Genomic DNA, 16,869 nt, shown 5'->3' with positions numbered 1-16,869 from the left:
CAAATACTTGGAGGAATCATGGCGCTCGATATCCTGATCGTCGACGACGAACGCGACATTCGCGAACTCGTCGCCGGCGTGCTCAGCGATGAAGGCTACGATTGCCGCACCGCCGGCGACAGCCAGTCGGCGCTGGAGGCGGTCGACGAGCGGCGCCCGTCCTTGGTGTTGCTCGACGTCTGGCTGCACGGCAGCGCCATGGACGGGCTCGAAGTGCTCGACGCGCTCAAGGTGCGCGAGCCCGACCTGCCGGTGATCATCTTCTCGGGCCACGGCAACATCGACACCGCCGTCGCCGCGATCAGCCGCGGCGCGGTCGACTTCATCGAAAAGCCGTTCGAGGCCGAGCGTCTGCTCCATCTCGTTGGAAAGGCTACGGAAACCGAGCGACTGCGGCGCGAAAACGCGCGATTGCGGCAGGATTTCTCGAACGTCGAGGAGTTCACCGGCAACAGCTCGGCGATCAACCAGGTCCGCGCCACGCTCAAGCGCGTGGCCAATACCGGCAGCCGTCTGCTGATCACCGGGCCGGCCGGTGTCGGCAAGGAAGTCGCCGCGCGGATGCTTCACGCCTGGTCTCCGCGCGCCGGAAACGCCTTCGTCAGCGTCAATTCGGCGCGGATCACGCCCGAACGCTTCGAGCAGGAGCTGTTCGGCGAGGAGGCTGACGGAAGTCTCGTGCGTCCAGGGCTGCTCGAAATGGCCGATGGCGGCACGCTCTATCTCGACGAAGTGGCGGACATGCCGCTGTCGACGCAGGCCCGGATTCTGCGGGTTTTGACCGAACAGGCCTTCGTTCGCGTCGGCGGCCACCGGCAGATCCGCGTCGACGTCCGCGTGGTTTCGTCGACCTCGCGCAATCTCGAGCGCGAGATCGCCGAAAGGCGCTTCCGCGAGGATCTGTTCTACAGGCTCAACGTCGTTCCGGTCACGGTTCCGGCGCTTTCGGAGCGGCGCGACGATATTCCGGGCCTCGTGAACCACTTTTTCGCGCGCTATGCGAACGAGCAGGGGGTGACCCCGCCCGAGATCACGGCCGAGGCCATGACCGCGCTCCAGGCCTACGAATGGCCCGGAAACGTGCGGCAATTGCGCAATGTCGTCGAGCGGACGATCATCCTGACGCCGCGCGACAAGCTCGACAGCATCGAATCCAACATGCTGCCGCCCGAGATCCTCTCGGGCCGCCTGCAGAGCGACTCGCTAATGTCGGCGATGATGGGCGTGCCGCTGCGCGAGGCGCGCGAAACCTTCGAGCGCGAGTATCTGAAGGTCCAGATTCGCCGGTTCTCGGGCAACATTTCGAAGACCGCCGCGTTCATCGGCATGGAGCGTTCCGCGCTGCACCGCAAATTGAAGCTGCTGGGCATGGCGGAACGGCGGGAAGGGGCGCTCGAGGACGAGGATATCGCCGTCTGAGGCGGCTTGTCTCGCGCCTGCAATCTTTGGCGTTTACGCAGTCGCAGCAAAAGTCTACGAATTCCGTCTCAGTAACGGCCTGGAATGCAAGCCAGGCCAGATTGCGGACCGCTTAAGTGGCCGCCAAGAAAAGGAGAAAGTGATGACAGGACGTACGCTTTCCGCGCGCCCTAAGCCGACGCCGCCGCCCGCGCCGGAGCCGGCCGTTGTTCCCGCTGGCGGGAACGGTAAGGGCCAGAACCTGCAGGACCAGTTCCTCAACCTCCTGCGCAAGAACAAGACCCCGGTGACCATGTTCCTAGTCAAGGGCGTCAAGCTCCAGGGCATAGTCACCTGGTTCGACAACTTCTCGATCCTGCTGCGCCGCGACGGCCAGTCGCAGCTCGTCTACAAGCACGCAATCTCGACGATCATGCCGTCGACGCCGATCGATGCGCGCCAGTTCGGCGGCGGTGCCGACGGCAGCAAGAAGCAGCGCCTGCTCCAGGACGTGTTCCTGTCGAGCATTCGCAACGCGGGCGTGCAGGTGACCATGTTCCTGGTCAACGGCGTGATGCTCCAGGGCCGTGTCGCGGCCTATGATCTGTTCTGCATGCTGCTCGAGCGCGAAGGTTACGTCCAGCTCGCCTACAAGCACGCGGTTTCGACGATCCAGCCCGTCACGCCGGTCGATCTGACGGGCGAAAACGACGAGGACGACGAGGGCTGACCTCGCGCTGACCATGGGACAAGAGGACCTGAAAGGCGAGGTCACCCGCGGTGCGCGGGCGATCGTCGTCTGTCCGCAATTCCGGGGACGTTCCGGGCCTTCGGGCCCGGCCCAGGACGCCGAGGCTCGGCTCGAGGAAGGCAAGGGCCTCGCGCTGGCGATCGGCATCGAAGTGGTCGACGCCTTCGTCATCCCGATCCGCGAGGCCCGCGCCGCCACCCTGTTCGGCGAGGGGCAGGTTTCCAACATCGCCGTGGCTTGCGAGCAATCCGAGGCCGAGCTGGTCATCGTCGACGGCGCGCTCACCGCGATCCAGCAGCGCAATCTCGAGGAAAAGCTCAAGCGCAAGGTCATCGACCGCACTGGCCTGATCCTCGAGATCTTCGGCGAGCGTGCGGCGACGGCCGAAGGACGGCTTCAGGTCGAACTCGCGCACCTCGACTACCAGGCCGGCCGTCTCGTGCGCTCGTGGACCCACCTGGAGCGCCAGCGCGGCGGTTTCGGCTTCCTCGGCGGCCCCGGCGAGACGCAGATCGAGGCCGATCGCCGCATGATCCGCGATCGCATGGGCAAGTTGCGCCGCGAGTTGGACCAGGTGCGCCGTACGCGTGGACTCCATCGCGACCGGCGCGAGAAGGCGCCCTGGCCCGTGGTTGCGCTCGTCGGTTATACCAATGCCGGCAAGTCGACCTTGTTCAACCGCCTGACCGGGGCCTCGGTCATGGCCGAGAACCTGCTGTTCGCCACGCTCGATCCGACGATGCGCGCGGTGCGATTGCCCGGGCTCGACAAGGCGATCCTCTCGGATACCGTGGGGTTCATCTCCGACCTGCCGACCCAACTCGTCGCCGCTTTCCGTGCCACGCTCGAGGAAGTGACTGGCGCCGACGTCATCCTCCATGTCCGCGACATCGCCAATCCCGACACCGAGGCGCAGAAACGGCAGGTGCTCGCCGTGCTCGGCGACCTCGGGATGATCGAACCCGAGGAAACCGACGCGCCGCGCGTGCCGATCGTCGAGGTCTGGAACAAGTGGGATTTGCTCCCGCCCGATCGCATCGAAGACCTGCGCGAGATAATGGCGCATACGACGGACGAGGTCATCGTGCCCGTGTCCGCACTGACGGGCGAGGGTACCGAAGTGCTGCTCGAGGCTGTCGGTCGACTGCTCACCTCGGATGCCAAGACCTACACCTTCGTGCTTCCCGCCGCACAAGGGCACAGGCTTGCCTGGTTGCACGCACATGGCGAGGTGCTGGCCGAAAATCCCGCCGGCGAAGGGGAGGAGGGGCCTTTGATCCGGATCGAGGTGCGACTCTCGCCTCGAGAGATGGGTCGGTACGCGCGGCTCTAGAGAGTTTTTCCGGGTGTCATGCGTCCCGAGTGCTGTCGAGGCATTCTTCGGGCTGTAAGGTGCCTCTGAGGGCATTTTAGACCTTGTTGCGATATCGTGATCGCGTCTCAAGAGTCGTTTTGGGTCTCTTGGAGCTTCACAGCATTCCAAAGAACTTCCTGCTGGTCGAGATTTAGCGCAGCGAAATCGTCGCCACTTCCCGCCGCGAGCTCTTCCATTGCCCGGAAGCGTCGTTCGAACTTCGCATTGGCATCACGCAATGCGTTCTCCGGCGGGATGCCATAAGCGCGAACTAGGTTGACCGCAGCGAACAGCAGGTCGCCAGCTTCCTGCTGGCGGGAACTTTCGTCCGCTTCGGCAAGCTCTGCCATCTCTTCGACCACCTTTGCGGCCGGACCGGCGGGATCGGGCCAGTCGAAGCCGACCCGCGCTGCGCGCTTCTGCAGCTTCTCCGCACGCATGAGAGCCGGCAGCGCCATGGCCACGCCGTCGAGCGCGCTGGTGGCACCCTGGGCCGCACGCTCGGCGGCCTTCAATTCCTCCCAGCGTCGGGTCTGCGTCTGTCCGTCGTCTTCCGCGGTACCGAAGATGTGCGGGTGGCGTGCTTCGAGCTTGCCGGCGATCGCCGCGGCGACGTCCTGGAAGGCGAAGTGGCCGGCTTCCTCGGCCATGCGCGCGTGGAACACGACCTGGAGCAGCAGGTCGCCGAGTTCGTCGCGCAGTGCGCGCAGATCCTGACGCTCGATCGCGTCGGCGACCTCGTAAGCTTCTTCGATCGTATAGGGCGCGATCGAGGCGAAGTCCTGCGCGCGGTCCCATTCGCAGCCGCTCACCGGGTCGCGGAGGCGTGCCATGATGCCGAGGAGGCGATCTAGAGGGGCTTGTGGTGTCTGGGTCATATTGGAATGATAATATATATTATGTTAAATATCGTATCGAGCGATTGCGCCCCGGCAGGGCTTCATGCCGCGAAACGCTGGAGAACGAAAGCCAGCAAGACGATGATGACCACCCAGGCAACCGCCATCGCCGCCTTGTTCTCGAAGCTTATGCCGCGCGATTGCAGGCCGCGGACCGCCAGGAACAACGCGCCGGTCACGCCGACCAGCGCGACGAGCGTGTCCATCGTCACGCCACCAGTTCCAGCCCGTCGTAGCCGACCTCGACATGCGGCGGCACTTCGCGGCTCAGCTCGGCGTAGTCCATCGACTTGTCGAGATGCGTCAGCACCGCGCGGCGCACGCGCGCGGCTTCGGCCAGTTCGAGCGCCATGCCTAGGTGCGCGTGCGTCGGATGCGGCTCGCGGCGCAGGCAGTCGATCACGAGGATGTCGCAGCGATCGAACAGCGTGACCATCTCGGCGGTCAAGGCGCTGAAGTCGGTGGCATAGCCGATCGAGGCGCCGTCGGCCTCGAAGCGATAGGCGGTCGACTGCGCGGGCCCGTGCGGCATCTGGCAGAACGAAACGCCGAAACCCGCGCACATGCGCAGCCGGCTCAGGTTGTCGAGCTCGACGATCGTGGGATAGCCGTGCTCGCCGGCGAACACGTAGGAGAAGCGCTGGCGCAGCCGGCGCGCGGTCTCGTCCGAGGCGTAACCGAGCAGCGGACCGCCGCGGCCGTATCGCATCGGGCGCAGGTCATCGATGCCGTGGACGTGATCGGCATGGTCGTGCGTCCAGAACACGGCGTCGAGTTTCTGGATGTCGTTGGCCAGAAGTTGCGCCCGCAGATCAGGCGACGTGTCGACCAGGATCCGGCGGCCTTCGTTGCTCTCGACGACAATCGAAACGCGCGTGCGGCGGTTTTTCGGCTCGTTTGGATCGCAGAGCCCCCAGTCGCCGCCGGGCACGTCCCCGACGCGCGGTACGCCGGTCGATGTACCGCAACCGAGCATGCGCAACTTCACGGCGCAACCTCGCTCAACCGGGCCTTCGAGAACAGTTCGAGGAAGTTGCGCGAGGTCGTTTCCGCCAGTTTCGCGGGATCCTCGCCGCGCAACTTCGCGACAAAGCGCGCGGTGTCGGCCGTAAAGGCCGGCTCGCAGGTCTGGCCGCGATGCGGGATCGGCGCCAGGAACGGTGCGTCGGTTTCGACCAGGATCCTGCCGGCGGGAAGTTTTGAGGCGACCTCCTGAAGGTCCTTGGCGTTCTTGAAGGTGACGATGCCCGACAGCGAGATGTAGAGCCCGAGGTCGAGCATAAGTTGCGCGAAATGGGCCGAGGCGGTGAAGCAATGTATCAGCGCGGGAAAGGCCCCCTGCTCCATCTCTTCGGCGATGATCCGCGCGGTATCGTCCTCGGCGTCGCGCGTGTGGACGATCAGCGGCAGCCCGGTCTCGCGCGCCACGGCGATGTGCGTGCGGAACAGCGCCTGCTGGGTCTGGCGGTCAGAATGATCGTAGTAATAGTCGAGCCCGGTCTCGCCGATGCCGATGACCTTGGGGTGCGCCGCCGCCTCGAGCAGCGCCGCGGCGCCGAGATCGGCATGCGCGTCGGCCTCGTGCGGGTGGATGCCGACAGAGGCCCAGACGTTGGTTTCGCGCGCGGCCGTGCCGATGACTTGGTCCCATTCGCGCTGACGCGTCGAAATGTTGAGAAAACCGCCGATTCCGGCCTCTCTGGCGCGGGCGATGACGCCCTGCTGGTCCTCGACAAGACCCTTGTATTCGAGGTGGCAGTGCGAATCGATCAGCATCAGGCGTCTTCGGCCGGCAGTTCGAGCCGCGGGAACACGCCAACCGGCTGGGCCACCACAAAGCCACCGGCGACGAGGTCCGCGAACCAGTTCGCATCGGCCAGGGCCGCGAAATCGCGCGCTTCCGCGGTGATGCCCATCTGGTCGAGCAGTTTGTCGGCCGAGCCCGGCACGACGGGGCGCACGGCGATGGCGAGATCGCGCACGCAGCGGAACAGGGTCATCAGCACGGCGGCCATCCGCTCGGGATCGGTCTTGCGCAGAGTCCACGGCGCCTGCTCGTCAACATATTGATTGCAGGCGAAAACCGCCTTCATCCAGGCGTCGAGGCCGTCGCTGAATGCAAGCGCGTCGAAATGGGTTTGCAACGCGACGATTCCGCCCTGCACCGCCTCTGCAAGCGCCTGGTCGGCCGGCGAAGCCTCGAGATCGGCGCGCAGCTTGCCGTCGAGGTTCTTGAAGATCATCGACAGCGAGCGCTGCGCGAGGTTGCCGAACGAATTGGCCAGCTCGGCATTGGCGCGCGTGACGATCGCCTCGGGCGAATAGGAGCCATCCTGGCCGAAGGCGACTTCGCGCAGGAGGAAATAGCGCAGGGTATCAACGCCGTAGCGCCCGGCCAGCTCGACCGGATCGGTGACGTTGCCGAGCGACTTCGATTCCTTCTGGCCGCGGTTCAAAAGGAAACCGTGGCCGAAAACCTGCTTGGGCAGATCGAGCCCGGCGCTCCACAGGAAGGCCGGCCAGTAGACCGCGTGGAAGCGGACGATGTCCTTGCCGATTAGATGCAGGTCGGCCGGCCACCACTGGCTCATGTCCGCGGTGTCATCAGGAAAACCGAGCCCGGTCAGATAGTTGGTTAGCGCGTCGACCCAGACGTACATGACATGGCCGTCCGAACCGGGCACCTTGACGCCCCAGTCGAAGCTCGTGCGCGAGACCGAGAGATCGCGCAGGCCTCCCTCGACGAAGCGCGCGACCTCGTTGCGGCGGCTGTCTGGCAGGAGGAACGACGGATTGTCCTCGTAGAGCGCGAGCAGCCGGTCGGCATATTTCGACAGGCGGAAGAACCAGGATTCCTCGACGGTCCATTCGACCGGCGTCCCCTGCGGCGAGAGCTTCTGCCCCCCTTCCCCGGCCTGCAGTTCGCTTTCGTCGTAATAGGCCTCGTCGCGGATCGAGTACCAGCCCTCGTAACGGTCGAGATAGAGGTCGCCATTGGCTTCCATCCGCTGCCACAGCGCCTGGCTGGCCTTGTGGTGGCGATCCTCGCTGGTACGCAGGAAGACGTCGTATGACACCGCGAGGCAGTCGCACATGTCGATGAAATGCTGGGACATTTCATCGGCCAGGGCCTTGGGCGTGATGCCCAGGTCGCGCGCTTTCTGCGCCATCTTGAGGCCATGCTCGTCGGTGCCGGTCTGGAACCGCACGGCGAAGCCCTGCGCGCGCTTGAACCGGGCCATGACGTCGGCCGCGATCGCCTCGTAGGCATGGCCGATGTGCGGCTTGCCGTTGGGATAGCTGATGGCGGTGGTCAGGTAATAGGGTTCGGCCATTGGCGCGCGCAGTCTTTCACAATGTCAGGTTGCCGCCTCTCTAGGCACGGCGGCCGAGGCCAGCAACCCGCCAATCTCCATGATAAGCAGCCCGGGATCGAAATTGTAGGTCGGTGCCTGCGCGGAAAGCTTGGTCACCGCCTCATGCGCGGCGATCAGCTTGATCTGGCGCGCGCGCGATGCGCTGGCGAGGTCTTCGGCCAGGGTCGCGCGTGCGAGATCGAGCGTCGCGAGCACTCTTTCGCGGTCGGGCCGCGCGCCGATCGCCTCCGAAAGCGCGCCGCGCAGCGCGAAAGCGCCGTCGCCCTCGCGCATGATCCGCTGCATCAGGCCGTGGATCGGACCGAGATCACGCCCGACGAAGGCCAAAGCCGCGCCCGGCGAGCCCGCGGCGGCGGCGATCGCGGCGGCGCGCGTCTCGGCGTCGGCCGAGGGCTCCTCGCGGCGCAGGATCGCGTCGATCTGCGCCGCGTCGAGCGCGGGAAACCGCAAAATCCGGCAGCGCGAGCGCACCGTCGGCAGCAGCCGGCCGGGCTGGTGCGTGACCAGCAGGAAATAGGTGCCCGCCGGCGGTTCCTCGAGGCTCTTGAGCAGCGCGTTGACCGAGGCCTTCTCGAGCCCGTCGGCCGGATCGATGATCACCGCGCGCCGGCTGCCCAGGGTCGGGCGCGTGACGAGCCGGCCCTGCATGCGCCGGATCTGGTCGATCGAGATGTTGCGCTTGGTCTGGTAGGGCTTGCCCTCCTCGCGCTTCTTCTCCTCGTCCTCGTTCGCGGGCAGTGGATCGAGCAGCAGGATGTCGGGATGCGCGCCTTCGGGCTGGTGGACGCCGGGCTCGGCGACGAGCGCGCGCGCGGCGGCGCGGGCAAAGGCGCCCTTCCCCAGCCCCTTGGGCCCGGCGAGGATCCAGCCGTGATGCATGCGCGTGGATTCGAGCGCAGCTGTCCACTCGCGCCAGGCGCCGTCATGCCCCAAAAGCGCGCTGTCCCGTGGTGTCATGACCGGGACAAGCCCGAGGACAATAGCGAAGACAGCGCGGACAGGACCGCGGCATGGGCCTGCTCGGGGCTGCCCGCGGCGTCGATCCGGGCGAAGCGAGCGGGCTCGGCCTCGGCGATCCGCGCGAAGGCTTGGGCCACGCGCGCGTGATAGGCGGCGTCGCGCCCGCCGATGCGGTCGCTTCCCCCGGTGTCCCGCAGGGACAGTCGGGCCTCGGCCACCGCGGGCGGCACTTGGAGCAGCAGGGTCAGGTCGGGGAGCAGTCCCTCGCTGCCGATCCGGTGCAGATCGGCGATGTCGGCATCGGACAGACCGCCACCACCGCCCTGATAGGCACGGCTCGAATCCACGAAGCGGTCGCAAATGACCCATTGTCCCCGGGACAAGGCCGGGCGGATCAGGCGTTCGACGTGGTCGGCGCGCGCGGCGGCGAAGAGCAGCGCCTCGGCGCGCGGATGCCAGCCCTCGCCGTCGAGTCCGAGCAGCAGGCCGCGGATCACTTCGGCGCCGGGCGTGCCGCCGGGCTCGCGCGTGACGACGACGTCGATGCCGCGCGCGCGCAGCGCATCGGCGAGCAGCCGGGTCTGGGTCGACTTGCCCACCCCTTCCCCGCCTTCGAGCGCGATGAATTGTCCCCGGGTCATGAAAACCACCCCATGACACCGTTGACCAGTCGGTCAAGCGGCCCGGCCTTGGCCACGGCCTGCCCGGCGAACAGCGGCAGCCGGCTCGACGGTGCGTCGCCGGCGCGGATTTCGAGCTCGGCGACCTGCGCATCCTTGGCGATCGGCGCGACGAGCGGGCCGCGGTAGTGGACGGTCAGCGTGATCGGTCCGGTTTCGCCCCTGGCCAGGGTCGCGGCGATCGCGCGATGGGTGACGAGCGGCACTTCGCGCGCATCGCCGGCCTGGACCGCGGCCTTGGCCACCGCTTTCCCCGATGCGAACAGCGGGCGATCGTGCCATTCGGCGAAACCCCACTCGAGCAAGGCGCGCGAGGAGCTGGCGCGATCGGCTTCGGTCTTCGCGCCGGCGACGACCATGACCAGTCGGCGTCCGTCGCGCTCGGCCGAGCCGAGGAAATTGTAGCCGGCTTCGTTGGTGTGCCCGGTCTTGATCCCGTCGGCGCCGCGCACCACGCCGACCGTCGGATCATGGCTGATCAGTTCGACGCCGTTCCAGGTCATCCGCTTCTGGCCGAAATAGGTGCGATACAGTTGCGGGTGGCGCGTGATCGTCGCTTCGCCGAGCGTGACGAGATCGCGCGCGGTGACATAGGTCGCGCCCTGATCGGGCCAGCCGTTGGGCGTGGCGAACCGGCTGCCGGTCATGCCCAGCATCGCGGCTGCGCGGTTCATCATCGCGCACCAGCGCGGCACGTCGCCGGCATAGCTTTCGGCCAGAACGATCGAGGCGTCGTTGGCCGAGGCGGTGGCGATGCCGTGAAGCAGATCGTCGGTCGACACCCGATCGCCGGCTTTCAGGTACATCGAGGTGCCGCGCCCGTTCCATTGCCGGGCGGTCGGATCGCTCACGATGAATTGCCGATCGGAGGCGAGACGTCCGGCCGCGATTTCCTCGAACGCGACGAAGGCTGTCATCACCTTGGTGGTCGAGGCGGGGAGAAAGCGCCGGTCGGGCTCGCGCGAATAGAGCGTGCGGCCCGAGTTGACGTCGACGAGCAGCGCGACCGGGATCGGGGCCAGTTCTGCGGGCGGTGCCAGCAGTTCAGCCGTGGCCGGCGCCGCGATCAGCGCCGGAACGAGCAGGATTGCCAGGGATCTTCGCAACAATCGCGCTCCGGTGCAGGATTTCCCGCGCGGCGCGATTGCGTCAGGTCAGTCGGCGCGCTGGATTCGAGCGTCGCTATACCCCGCGGCCTTGGCCTTCGCCAGCGCCGCCTCGGCTTGTCCACGCGTTGTGAAGGGACCCATGCGGACGCGGAAGAAGCGGCCCGCGGGGCTGACGCTGCCGCCGAGCTTGTTCGCCAGGGCCGCCGCGCGGTCGCGCGCGGACAGCGCCGCGACCTGGACCACCAGCGAGCCCGAGGCGGCGGGGGCCGAAGCGATGGGGCGCGGAGCGGCCGGAGCACTCGCCGCCGGTGCGGGAGTGGGCGCAGGCGTCGGGGGAGCCGCAGGCGTCGCGGCGGGTTTCGGCGCGGGGCTCGGCTTCGGCGTGGCGGCAGGCTTCGGAGCAGGACGCGTCGTCGGCGAGGCCGTGGGTGCCGGCGTCGGGCTCGCGCTCGGCCGCGGTGCCGCGGCTGCGGGTGTAACCGGCTTGGGCGACAGAAGTCCTGTCCCTGCGGCGAGCTTGCGGTTCAGCGCGTCGAGCAGGCCCTTGGGCGTCTCCATGCGCTCGGGCGCGCGGCCGCCGGAGCGCAGCATGGCGCGCTCCTGTTCGGGCGGATTGACGCGACGGACGCGCACGGCCGGCCTGGCGCTGCCCGCCAGCCCGAGCTGTGCGGCGGCGCCGGGCGAAAGCTCGATCAGACGGTCGTTCATCGGCCCGCGGCGTTCGGCGCGCACGAGGATGGTCTTGCCGCTCTCGAGCGAGGTGACCTCGATGTAGCTGGGTAGCGGTAGGGTCTTGTGCGCGGCCGAGATGCCCGCACCGCCTTCGGTGCCGATGTCGGCATAGCCGACGGCATCGTAGTTCAGCCGGTCTTCGGGGGTGTAGGTCGTGCTACCGACCTGGAAGGGATCGCCGACAACGACCGGATAGTCGGCCGCGGGGCCGCTGACCGGCGCCGGCGCGGGGCTCTGCTTGGCATAGGCGGTCACGCCGCCGGCAAGCACCAGGACCAGCGCGAGCGGAATAGCAGGGTTAACGGGCAATCTCATCTGCAAGCAACCCCACCGACAAAGCGTAGTAGTTCGAGCAGTTGTACTGGAGGATGACCCTATAATTCCCGGTTAACAGCCACGAAGGCGTGCCGGGTCCATCGGGCTGGAACAGTGCCGCAAGCGTCTGGTCGCCGATCGCGCCGACCGGCGTGACCCCCAGGCGGCGCCATTCGGCCACGGTCTTCCACGCCGAATGGCGCGCGTAGACCGCCGGGCAGGTCGGCGAGACCAGGCGATTGCTCACCTGCGACCAGTCGAAGTTCGCGGGGATCGCGGCGCTGACGCCCCAGGGCTCGCCCGTGCGCCAGCCCGCCTTGCTGAAGTAATTGGCGATCGAGGCCAGGGTATCGGCGCGGCTCGACCAGATGTCGGGCCGCCCGTCGCCGTCGCCGTCGACCGCGGTGGTCAGGTAGACGCTGGGCAGGAACTGCGGATTGCCGAAGGCGCCGGCCCAGGAACCCTTGAGCCGGTCGCGCGGGACGCCGCGGTCGGCCATCTTGAGCACGGCGATGAATTCGCCGGCGAAGAGATCGCGGCGGCGGCCCTCGTAGGCCAGGGTCGCCAGCGAGCGGGCCAGATCGAAATCGCCGGTGTAGGAGCCGTAGTGCGTCTCGTGCCCCCAGATCGACAGCAGCATCTTGCCGGGCACGCCATAGGTCGCCTCGATCCGTGGCAGCAGGCCCGAGACGTTCTGGAGCATCGTGCGCCCGGCTGCGATGCGGCCGGCATCGACGTGGGTGCGGCGATAGGGCGCGAAGGGCGAAGGCTTGGCCGAGGGCGGACCGCCCGGCTGCGCCCGGTCGAGCTGAACCACGCGCGGGTTTACGGTCAGGCCTGCGGTCATGCGCGCGATCGTCGCCTCGCTGACGCCTTCGGCGCGCGCGCGCGCGGCCAGAAGCTGGAGATAGGCCTGGAAACCCGCCTCCTCGGCGGTTTGCGCGATGGCGGGACCGGCCGACAGGGCGAGCGCGAGCGCGGCGGCGATGGAGGACAGACGGCGCAGTTTCATCGCCGACGACTGTTGCACAGGCCCTCCGGCTTGTGAATGCCGGGCGGGCCGATCAGCTGTCGAAAGCCTGCCCCATGCGGTGGCCAGTGTGGAGGCCAGTACGACGATCCGTCGAACGATAGCGTCCGGTGGCGCTTGCGCTTTGCCGCATTCCGGCTATGCCCGCGCTCCGAGGACAGGTGGCCGAGTGGTTTAAGGCAGCGGTCTTGAAAACCGCCGTGGGTGGAAGCTCACCGTGGGTTCGAATCCCACCCTGTCCGCCAGGACCGCGCTCAGCGCGCCAAGACTGCGCTCAGCGCGAGGGCGACGGTTCTTCCTCGTCCTGCGCCAGGGCACCGAGATCGAGCACGTCGCCGTCGCTGCCTTCGAGCCCGGCCAGATCGAGCACCGGTTCGGGCGCGTGGTCGGGCAGCGGCACGCCCAGCGCTTCGAGATCGAGCACCGCTTCCGAAGCGCCTGCGAGCGGCGCGTCCTCGACCGCATCCGATGCTGCGAAGGCCTCGTTCCAGGCGTCTTGTGGCACCTCGGCCAGGCCTTCGAGTACCAGCACGGCCTCGGATGCGCCGGCTTCGGCGGTCTCATCGTCGAGCGTCACGTCGCGCGGCGTCTCGGGCTCGGCCGCGATTTCTTCGAGGTCGAGGACCGAGCCGAAGTCGGCGAAATCGAGCGGCGGCGGGGCTGCCGGTGCAGCGTTGCCTGCCGGTTCGAAGGCATCGGGCGCATCCCAATCGTCAGACGCGTGCGGAAAGAACTCGTCTTCGGCTGGCGGCGTGTCGTCCGTGGCGGCGAGCGCGAGATCGAGCACGTCGTCCTCGACCTGTTCGACCTGCGCGTCGTCGATCTCGTCTTCGGGCATCGCCCGCGCAGCGATGGTGTCATGGTCGATGATGGCATCGGCTGCCGCCTGGGTCGGCAGCTCGAATTCCGCTTCGGCCTGCGGTTCGGGCTCGGGCTCGGGTTCCGCCCTCGCCCGGCCCGTGTCGGGATCGATCTCGGCGCCGCTCTCGGCGAAGGCGGCGAAGGCGCGTGCGGCTTCCATGCGCAGCGCCGGCGACAGCCGGTTGTAGGCGCGGTAGAGCCCGGCGAGTTCGGCCGAGCCGGGGCGCGCCGGGGCGCCGCCGCGGATCGTCGTGACCGCGGCGCGGACCTGCGCCTTCGACATCTTGTCGCGCTCGGCGAGGTCGAGCAGCATGTCGGCGGCATTGGGCGAGAGCGCCGCAGCCTCGGCGTGATGCGACCAGCTCAGCTCCTCGCGCCGTCGGCCGGGCTCGAAGGCGCGGCAGACGCTGGCGATGTTGGCGAGTGTCTTGAACTCCTTGCCGAACAGTCCGCGCGCGGCGAGCCGGGCGCGGTCGCCATAGCGGTGATGCCCCGCCGCCCACCAGTCGCCGATCCACCAGTTGAGCTTTTTGGCGCGGTTGGCGAGCTCGGCTCCGACCGCCTCCCATTCCTCGAAGGACATGGTTTCGGGGAGGCTCAGACTGATGCTGGTCGCCTCGGGTAGCGCCTCGGGCTTCATGGTTACCACCAGGTTCATGAATCGGTTGTGCCACAAGTCGGCGGGCTTGCCAATTTCCCGCCGGCAGGACGCGATGACCGAAAATCAGACGGTCTTGTCGATGGCTTCACGGATCTTCTCGGCCAGGTCGCGCCGCGAATAGGGCTTGGGCAGGAGCGTGGTGTGATCGATCTCGTGCCCGGTCTGGTTCAGCACCTCGTCCGAATAGCCCGAGGAGAACAGGATGCGCAGCTGGGGCTGCAGGACGCGCGCTCTTTCGGCGAGTTCGAGCCCGTTCATCCCGCCCGGCATCATGACGTCAGTGAACAGCAGCGAGACGTCCGGCCGGCCTTCGAGGATCGCCAGGGCGCCGGCGCCTTCTTCGGCTTCCATGACGTCATAGCCAAGCCCGCGAAGCTGGTTGCAGACGTGTCGGCGGACAATGCCGTCGTCCTCGACGACGAGAATCGTTTCGGCGCCGCCGCGGATGGCGTCGGGTGCGGTCGGATCCTCGGCCGCGGCCCTGGTATGCGCGACCGGCAGATAGAGCGAGAAGGTGGTCCCCTCGCCCTCGCGTGTCTCGACGTCGATATACCCGTGCGACTGCTGGACGAAGCCGTAGACCATGCTCAGGCCCAGCCCGGTGCCGCGGCCCGATTCCTTGGTGGTGAAGAACGGCTCGAAGATGCGGTCGAGCACCTCGGGCGCGATGCCGGTTCCCGTGTCGCTCACGCAGATGACCACGAAATCGCCGATGCGCGCGCCCGAATGGGTGCGCACGAACTCCTCGTCGAGCACCGTCCTTCCCGTGGTCACGGTGAGCCGGCCGCCGTCGGGCATTGCGTCGCGGGCGTTGAGACAGAGGTTGATTACCGCGGCTTCGGTCTGGCTGCGATCGGCGAAGATCGTGCCGGCGTCCGGCGCACTTTCGATCTTGAAGTCGAGATTGGGGCCGAGAGTCCGACGGATCAGCGGCTCGCAGTTGTCGAGCAGCCGATTCACTTCGAATGCCGTCGGCGAAAGCGGCTGGCGCCGGGCAAAGGCCAGGAGACCGCGCGTGAGTTCGCCCGCGCGCTCGGCGGTGTCGAGGATCAGCCGTGCCAGTTCGCGCTGTTCCGGGTCATCGAGTTCGTCGGCCAAGGCCTCGCTGCTGCCAATGACCACGGTGAGCAGGTTGTTGAAGTCGTGTGCGATACCACCGGTGAGCTGGCCCACGGCTTCGAGCCGCTGGACGGCGTGCAACTGCTGCTGGAACGCTTTTCGCTCGCTGATGTCCTCGATCATCACGAGCAGGCGGCCGCTGTCGCTACCCGGGATGGTAATGTAGGTCACCGCCAGGTTCACCCAGACGGTACTTCCGTCGGTGCGCGGATAGGACTTCTCGATCTGGAAGGTCGGCACCTCGCCGCTGATCAGCGCCTGGGCCTTGTCGGCCTCTTCCACCAGCGTTCGCGGATCGGTGATGTCCCGCCAGGTTTCCTTGAGGATGTCCTCGCGTTTCCAGCCGGCGATCTCGACGAAGTTCGGATTGACGTCGAGAAAACGGTTCGTCTCGGGATCGACCAGGGCGATGCCGAGTGGTGCGCGTTCGAAGATCGTGCGGAAGCGCTGCTCCGACTGTTCGAGAATCGTCTGGCTCCGGCGGATCGCGGCTTCGCTGTCGGCCAATTGCGCGGCCCGGCGCTCGGCCGCGCTGAGTGCGGCGGCGAGTTCGCTCTCGGTGTTCTTCTGCTGCACGCGTGCGACCGCGACGGGCAGGCTGATCAGGATCGCGGCGTTGTAGAACAGCCCCAGATAGACGCCGATGCTGGTGTTGTCGTAGCCCGCCGCCATCAGCCGCACGGTGATGCCGCTGGTCGTGATCGCGAGCACCGATCCCAGAACGTTGTTCACCAGCGCGCCGAGGCCGGCGGCAAACAGACCATAGCGCCAGGCCAGCAGCATCAGCGGCGGCATGATCAGGTACAGCGCCGTGAAAGCGGGTGGGCCATAGATGATAAAGCCCAGCACGACGATGAAGCCGACGATCGCGGCGCCGAGCGTGTCGAAACGCATGCGTTGCTGCTGTTGCGGGCTTGCGATCGCGAGGAGCGGGAGCGACAGGACGAAAAGCCCGAGCAGGCACGACAGGAACCAGATGAGCGGGATTTCGAGCGTCGCCGCGCGGTGACCGCTAGCGGCGGCTGCGATCGTCTGGATCAGGCCTTTGAGCAGGGTCGCGGGTACGCTCAGCATCAGCAGCCAGCGGACCTGCCGTGCATGGAGTAGATTGAAGTATGCGCCGAAGCGTGCGCGCAGCACCAGGGCGATGAAGCCGTACTGGGCGACGTTGCTGATGCAGGCGGCCATGTTCAGCACGAAGCCCGGCTGGCGGAACAAGAGGCCCGCTACGAAATCCCCCACCACGGCCCCGGCGATCAGCAGCGGCCAACGCTTGCGCGAAGTCCGCAGGAGCACGGCCAGCGGAATGCCGTTGGCCACCCAGAAGCCGACGGGAAACGAATGCGGACCGATATTGGCAATAGTGGCGGTAACGGCGGCGAAGGTCGCCAGGCCCAGCAGGAGGGCCGCTGCGATCTGGCGCGCGGCTTTAGTCATGAAGGACTGCGATCAGCGGCATCGGCCGTGCCTCACCTCCCCCGCAGCAAGACGGTCGTGGGCGGCCTCGAACTGCGCCGCCAGCGCAATCGCTCGATCGCAAGCCATGGCATACCAGCCATATTGCCCCTCCCCAGTTGCATCACGATTGAACGGGAAGCTGGGGATTTGGTCAATAGGATTCGC

Annotated in this window: 15 protein-coding genes and 1 tRNA gene; 4 read left to right on the top strand and 12 right to left on the bottom strand. The window is 67.2% G+C overall.

Annotation, left to right across the window (positions count from 1 at the left end):
- Window positions 1–18 precede the first annotated feature (18 nt).
- The 3 genes from OLX23_RS05145 (at window position 19) to hflX (ending at window position 3,482) form a co-directional block, all read left to right on the top strand.
- On the top strand, window positions 19–1,419 hold the full coding sequence (locus tag OLX23_RS05145; RefSeq protein ID WP_264443499.1) for a sigma-54-dependent transcriptional regulator: 1,401 nt from the start codon (window positions 19–21) through the stop codon (window positions 1,417–1,419).
- Between the two features lie 142 nt (window positions 1,420–1,561).
- The gene (gene hfq, locus OLX23_RS05140; RefSeq protein WP_264443498.1) at window positions 1,562–2,128 is read left to right on the top strand and encodes an RNA chaperone Hfq; all 567 of its coding nucleotides are present in this window, start codon (window positions 1,562–1,564) and stop codon (window positions 2,126–2,128) included.
- Between the two features lie 13 nt (window positions 2,129–2,141).
- Complete coding sequence (gene hflX, locus OLX23_RS05135) at window positions 2,142–3,482, top strand: GTPase HflX (RefSeq protein ID WP_264443497.1); 1,341 nt, start codon at window positions 2,142–2,144, stop codon at window positions 3,480–3,482.
- A 107-nt stretch (window positions 3,483–3,589) separates the two neighbouring features.
- On the opposite strand, the gene mazG is transcribed toward hflX, so the two are convergent.
- The 10 genes from mazG to OLX23_RS05085 form a co-directional block, all read right to left on the bottom strand.
- The gene (mazG, locus tag OLX23_RS05130) at window positions 3,590–4,381 is read right to left on the bottom strand and encodes a nucleoside triphosphate pyrophosphohydrolase (RefSeq protein WP_264443496.1); all 792 of its coding nucleotides are present in this window, start codon (window positions 4,379–4,381) and stop codon (window positions 3,590–3,592) included.
- A gap of 62 nt (window positions 4,382–4,443) precedes the next feature.
- Window positions 4,444–4,614, bottom strand: coding sequence for a hypothetical protein (locus OLX23_RS05125; protein ID WP_264443495.1), 171 nt, complete (start codon window positions 4,612–4,614; stop codon window positions 4,444–4,446).
- Complete coding sequence (locus OLX23_RS05120) at window positions 4,611–5,390, bottom strand: MBL fold metallo-hydrolase (protein WP_264443494.1); 780 nt, start codon at window positions 5,388–5,390, stop codon at window positions 4,611–4,613. Before OLX23_RS05120 ends, OLX23_RS05125 begins: the two co-directional genes overlap by 4 nt.
- A complete protein-coding gene (locus OLX23_RS05115) occupies window positions 5,387–6,178 on the bottom strand; it encodes a TatD family hydrolase (protein ID WP_264443492.1) in 792 nt (263 codons plus the stop codon). The genes OLX23_RS05120 and OLX23_RS05115 overlap by 4 nt, the downstream gene beginning before the upstream one ends.
- Complete coding sequence (gene metG / locus OLX23_RS05110) at window positions 6,178–7,737, bottom strand: methionine--tRNA ligase (RefSeq protein WP_264443491.1); 1,560 nt, start codon at window positions 7,735–7,737, stop codon at window positions 6,178–6,180. Before metG ends, OLX23_RS05115 begins: the two co-directional genes overlap by 1 nt.
- A gap of 24 nt (window positions 7,738–7,761) precedes the next feature.
- Complete coding sequence (locus tag OLX23_RS05105) at window positions 7,762–8,736, bottom strand: DNA polymerase III subunit delta' (protein ID WP_264443490.1); 975 nt, start codon at window positions 8,734–8,736, stop codon at window positions 7,762–7,764.
- Window positions 8,733–9,380: a dTMP kinase gene (tmk, locus tag OLX23_RS05100; RefSeq protein WP_264443489.1), complete on the bottom strand. Its 648-nt coding sequence runs from the start codon at window positions 9,378–9,380 to the stop codon at window positions 8,733–8,735. The genes OLX23_RS05105 and tmk overlap by 4 nt, the downstream gene beginning before the upstream one ends.
- A complete protein-coding gene (locus OLX23_RS05095; RefSeq protein ID WP_264443488.1) occupies window positions 9,377–10,528 on the bottom strand; it encodes a D-alanyl-D-alanine carboxypeptidase family protein in 1,152 nt (383 codons plus the stop codon). Before OLX23_RS05095 ends, tmk begins: the two co-directional genes overlap by 4 nt.
- A 45-nt stretch (window positions 10,529–10,573) precedes the next feature.
- Window positions 10,574–11,575: an SPOR domain-containing protein gene (locus tag OLX23_RS05090; protein WP_264443486.1), complete on the bottom strand. Its 1,002-nt coding sequence runs from the start codon at window positions 11,573–11,575 to the stop codon at window positions 10,574–10,576.
- Window positions 11,559–12,587 (bottom strand): lytic transglycosylase domain-containing protein, encoded by a 1,029-nt coding sequence (locus OLX23_RS05085; protein WP_264443485.1) that lies wholly within the window; start codon window positions 12,585–12,587, stop codon window positions 11,559–11,561. The genes OLX23_RS05090 and OLX23_RS05085 overlap by 17 nt, the downstream gene beginning before the upstream one ends.
- Window positions 12,588–12,760: 173 nt before the next feature.
- On the opposite strand from OLX23_RS05085, the gene OLX23_RS05080 reads away from it, so the two are divergent.
- Window positions 12,761–12,850: transfer RNA gene (locus OLX23_RS05080), tRNA-Ser, on the top strand.
- 29 nt (window positions 12,851–12,879) lie between these two features.
- On the opposite strand, the gene OLX23_RS05075 is transcribed toward OLX23_RS05080, so the two are convergent.
- Window positions 12,880–14,124: a hypothetical protein gene (locus OLX23_RS05075; RefSeq protein ID WP_264443483.1), complete on the bottom strand. Its 1,245-nt coding sequence runs from the start codon at window positions 14,122–14,124 to the stop codon at window positions 12,880–12,882.
- A 66-nt stretch (window positions 14,125–14,190) separates the two neighbouring features.
- Window positions 14,191–16,683 carry an ATP-binding protein gene (locus OLX23_RS05070; RefSeq protein WP_264443482.1) on the bottom strand — a complete coding sequence of 831 codons (2,493 nt, stop codon included), beginning with the start codon at window positions 16,681–16,683 and terminating at the stop codon, window positions 14,191–14,193.
- Between the last annotated feature and the right edge of the window lie 186 nt (window positions 16,684–16,869).

The organism is Novosphingobium sp. JCM 18896, from assembly GCF_025938095.1.
In the GTDB taxonomy this organism is placed as follows: Bacteria; Pseudomonadota; Alphaproteobacteria; order Sphingomonadales; family Sphingomonadaceae; genus Novosphingobium.
The sequence above is the reverse complement of the archived record's forward strand: the minus strand, read 5'-3'. Positions and strand labels throughout refer to the sequence as shown.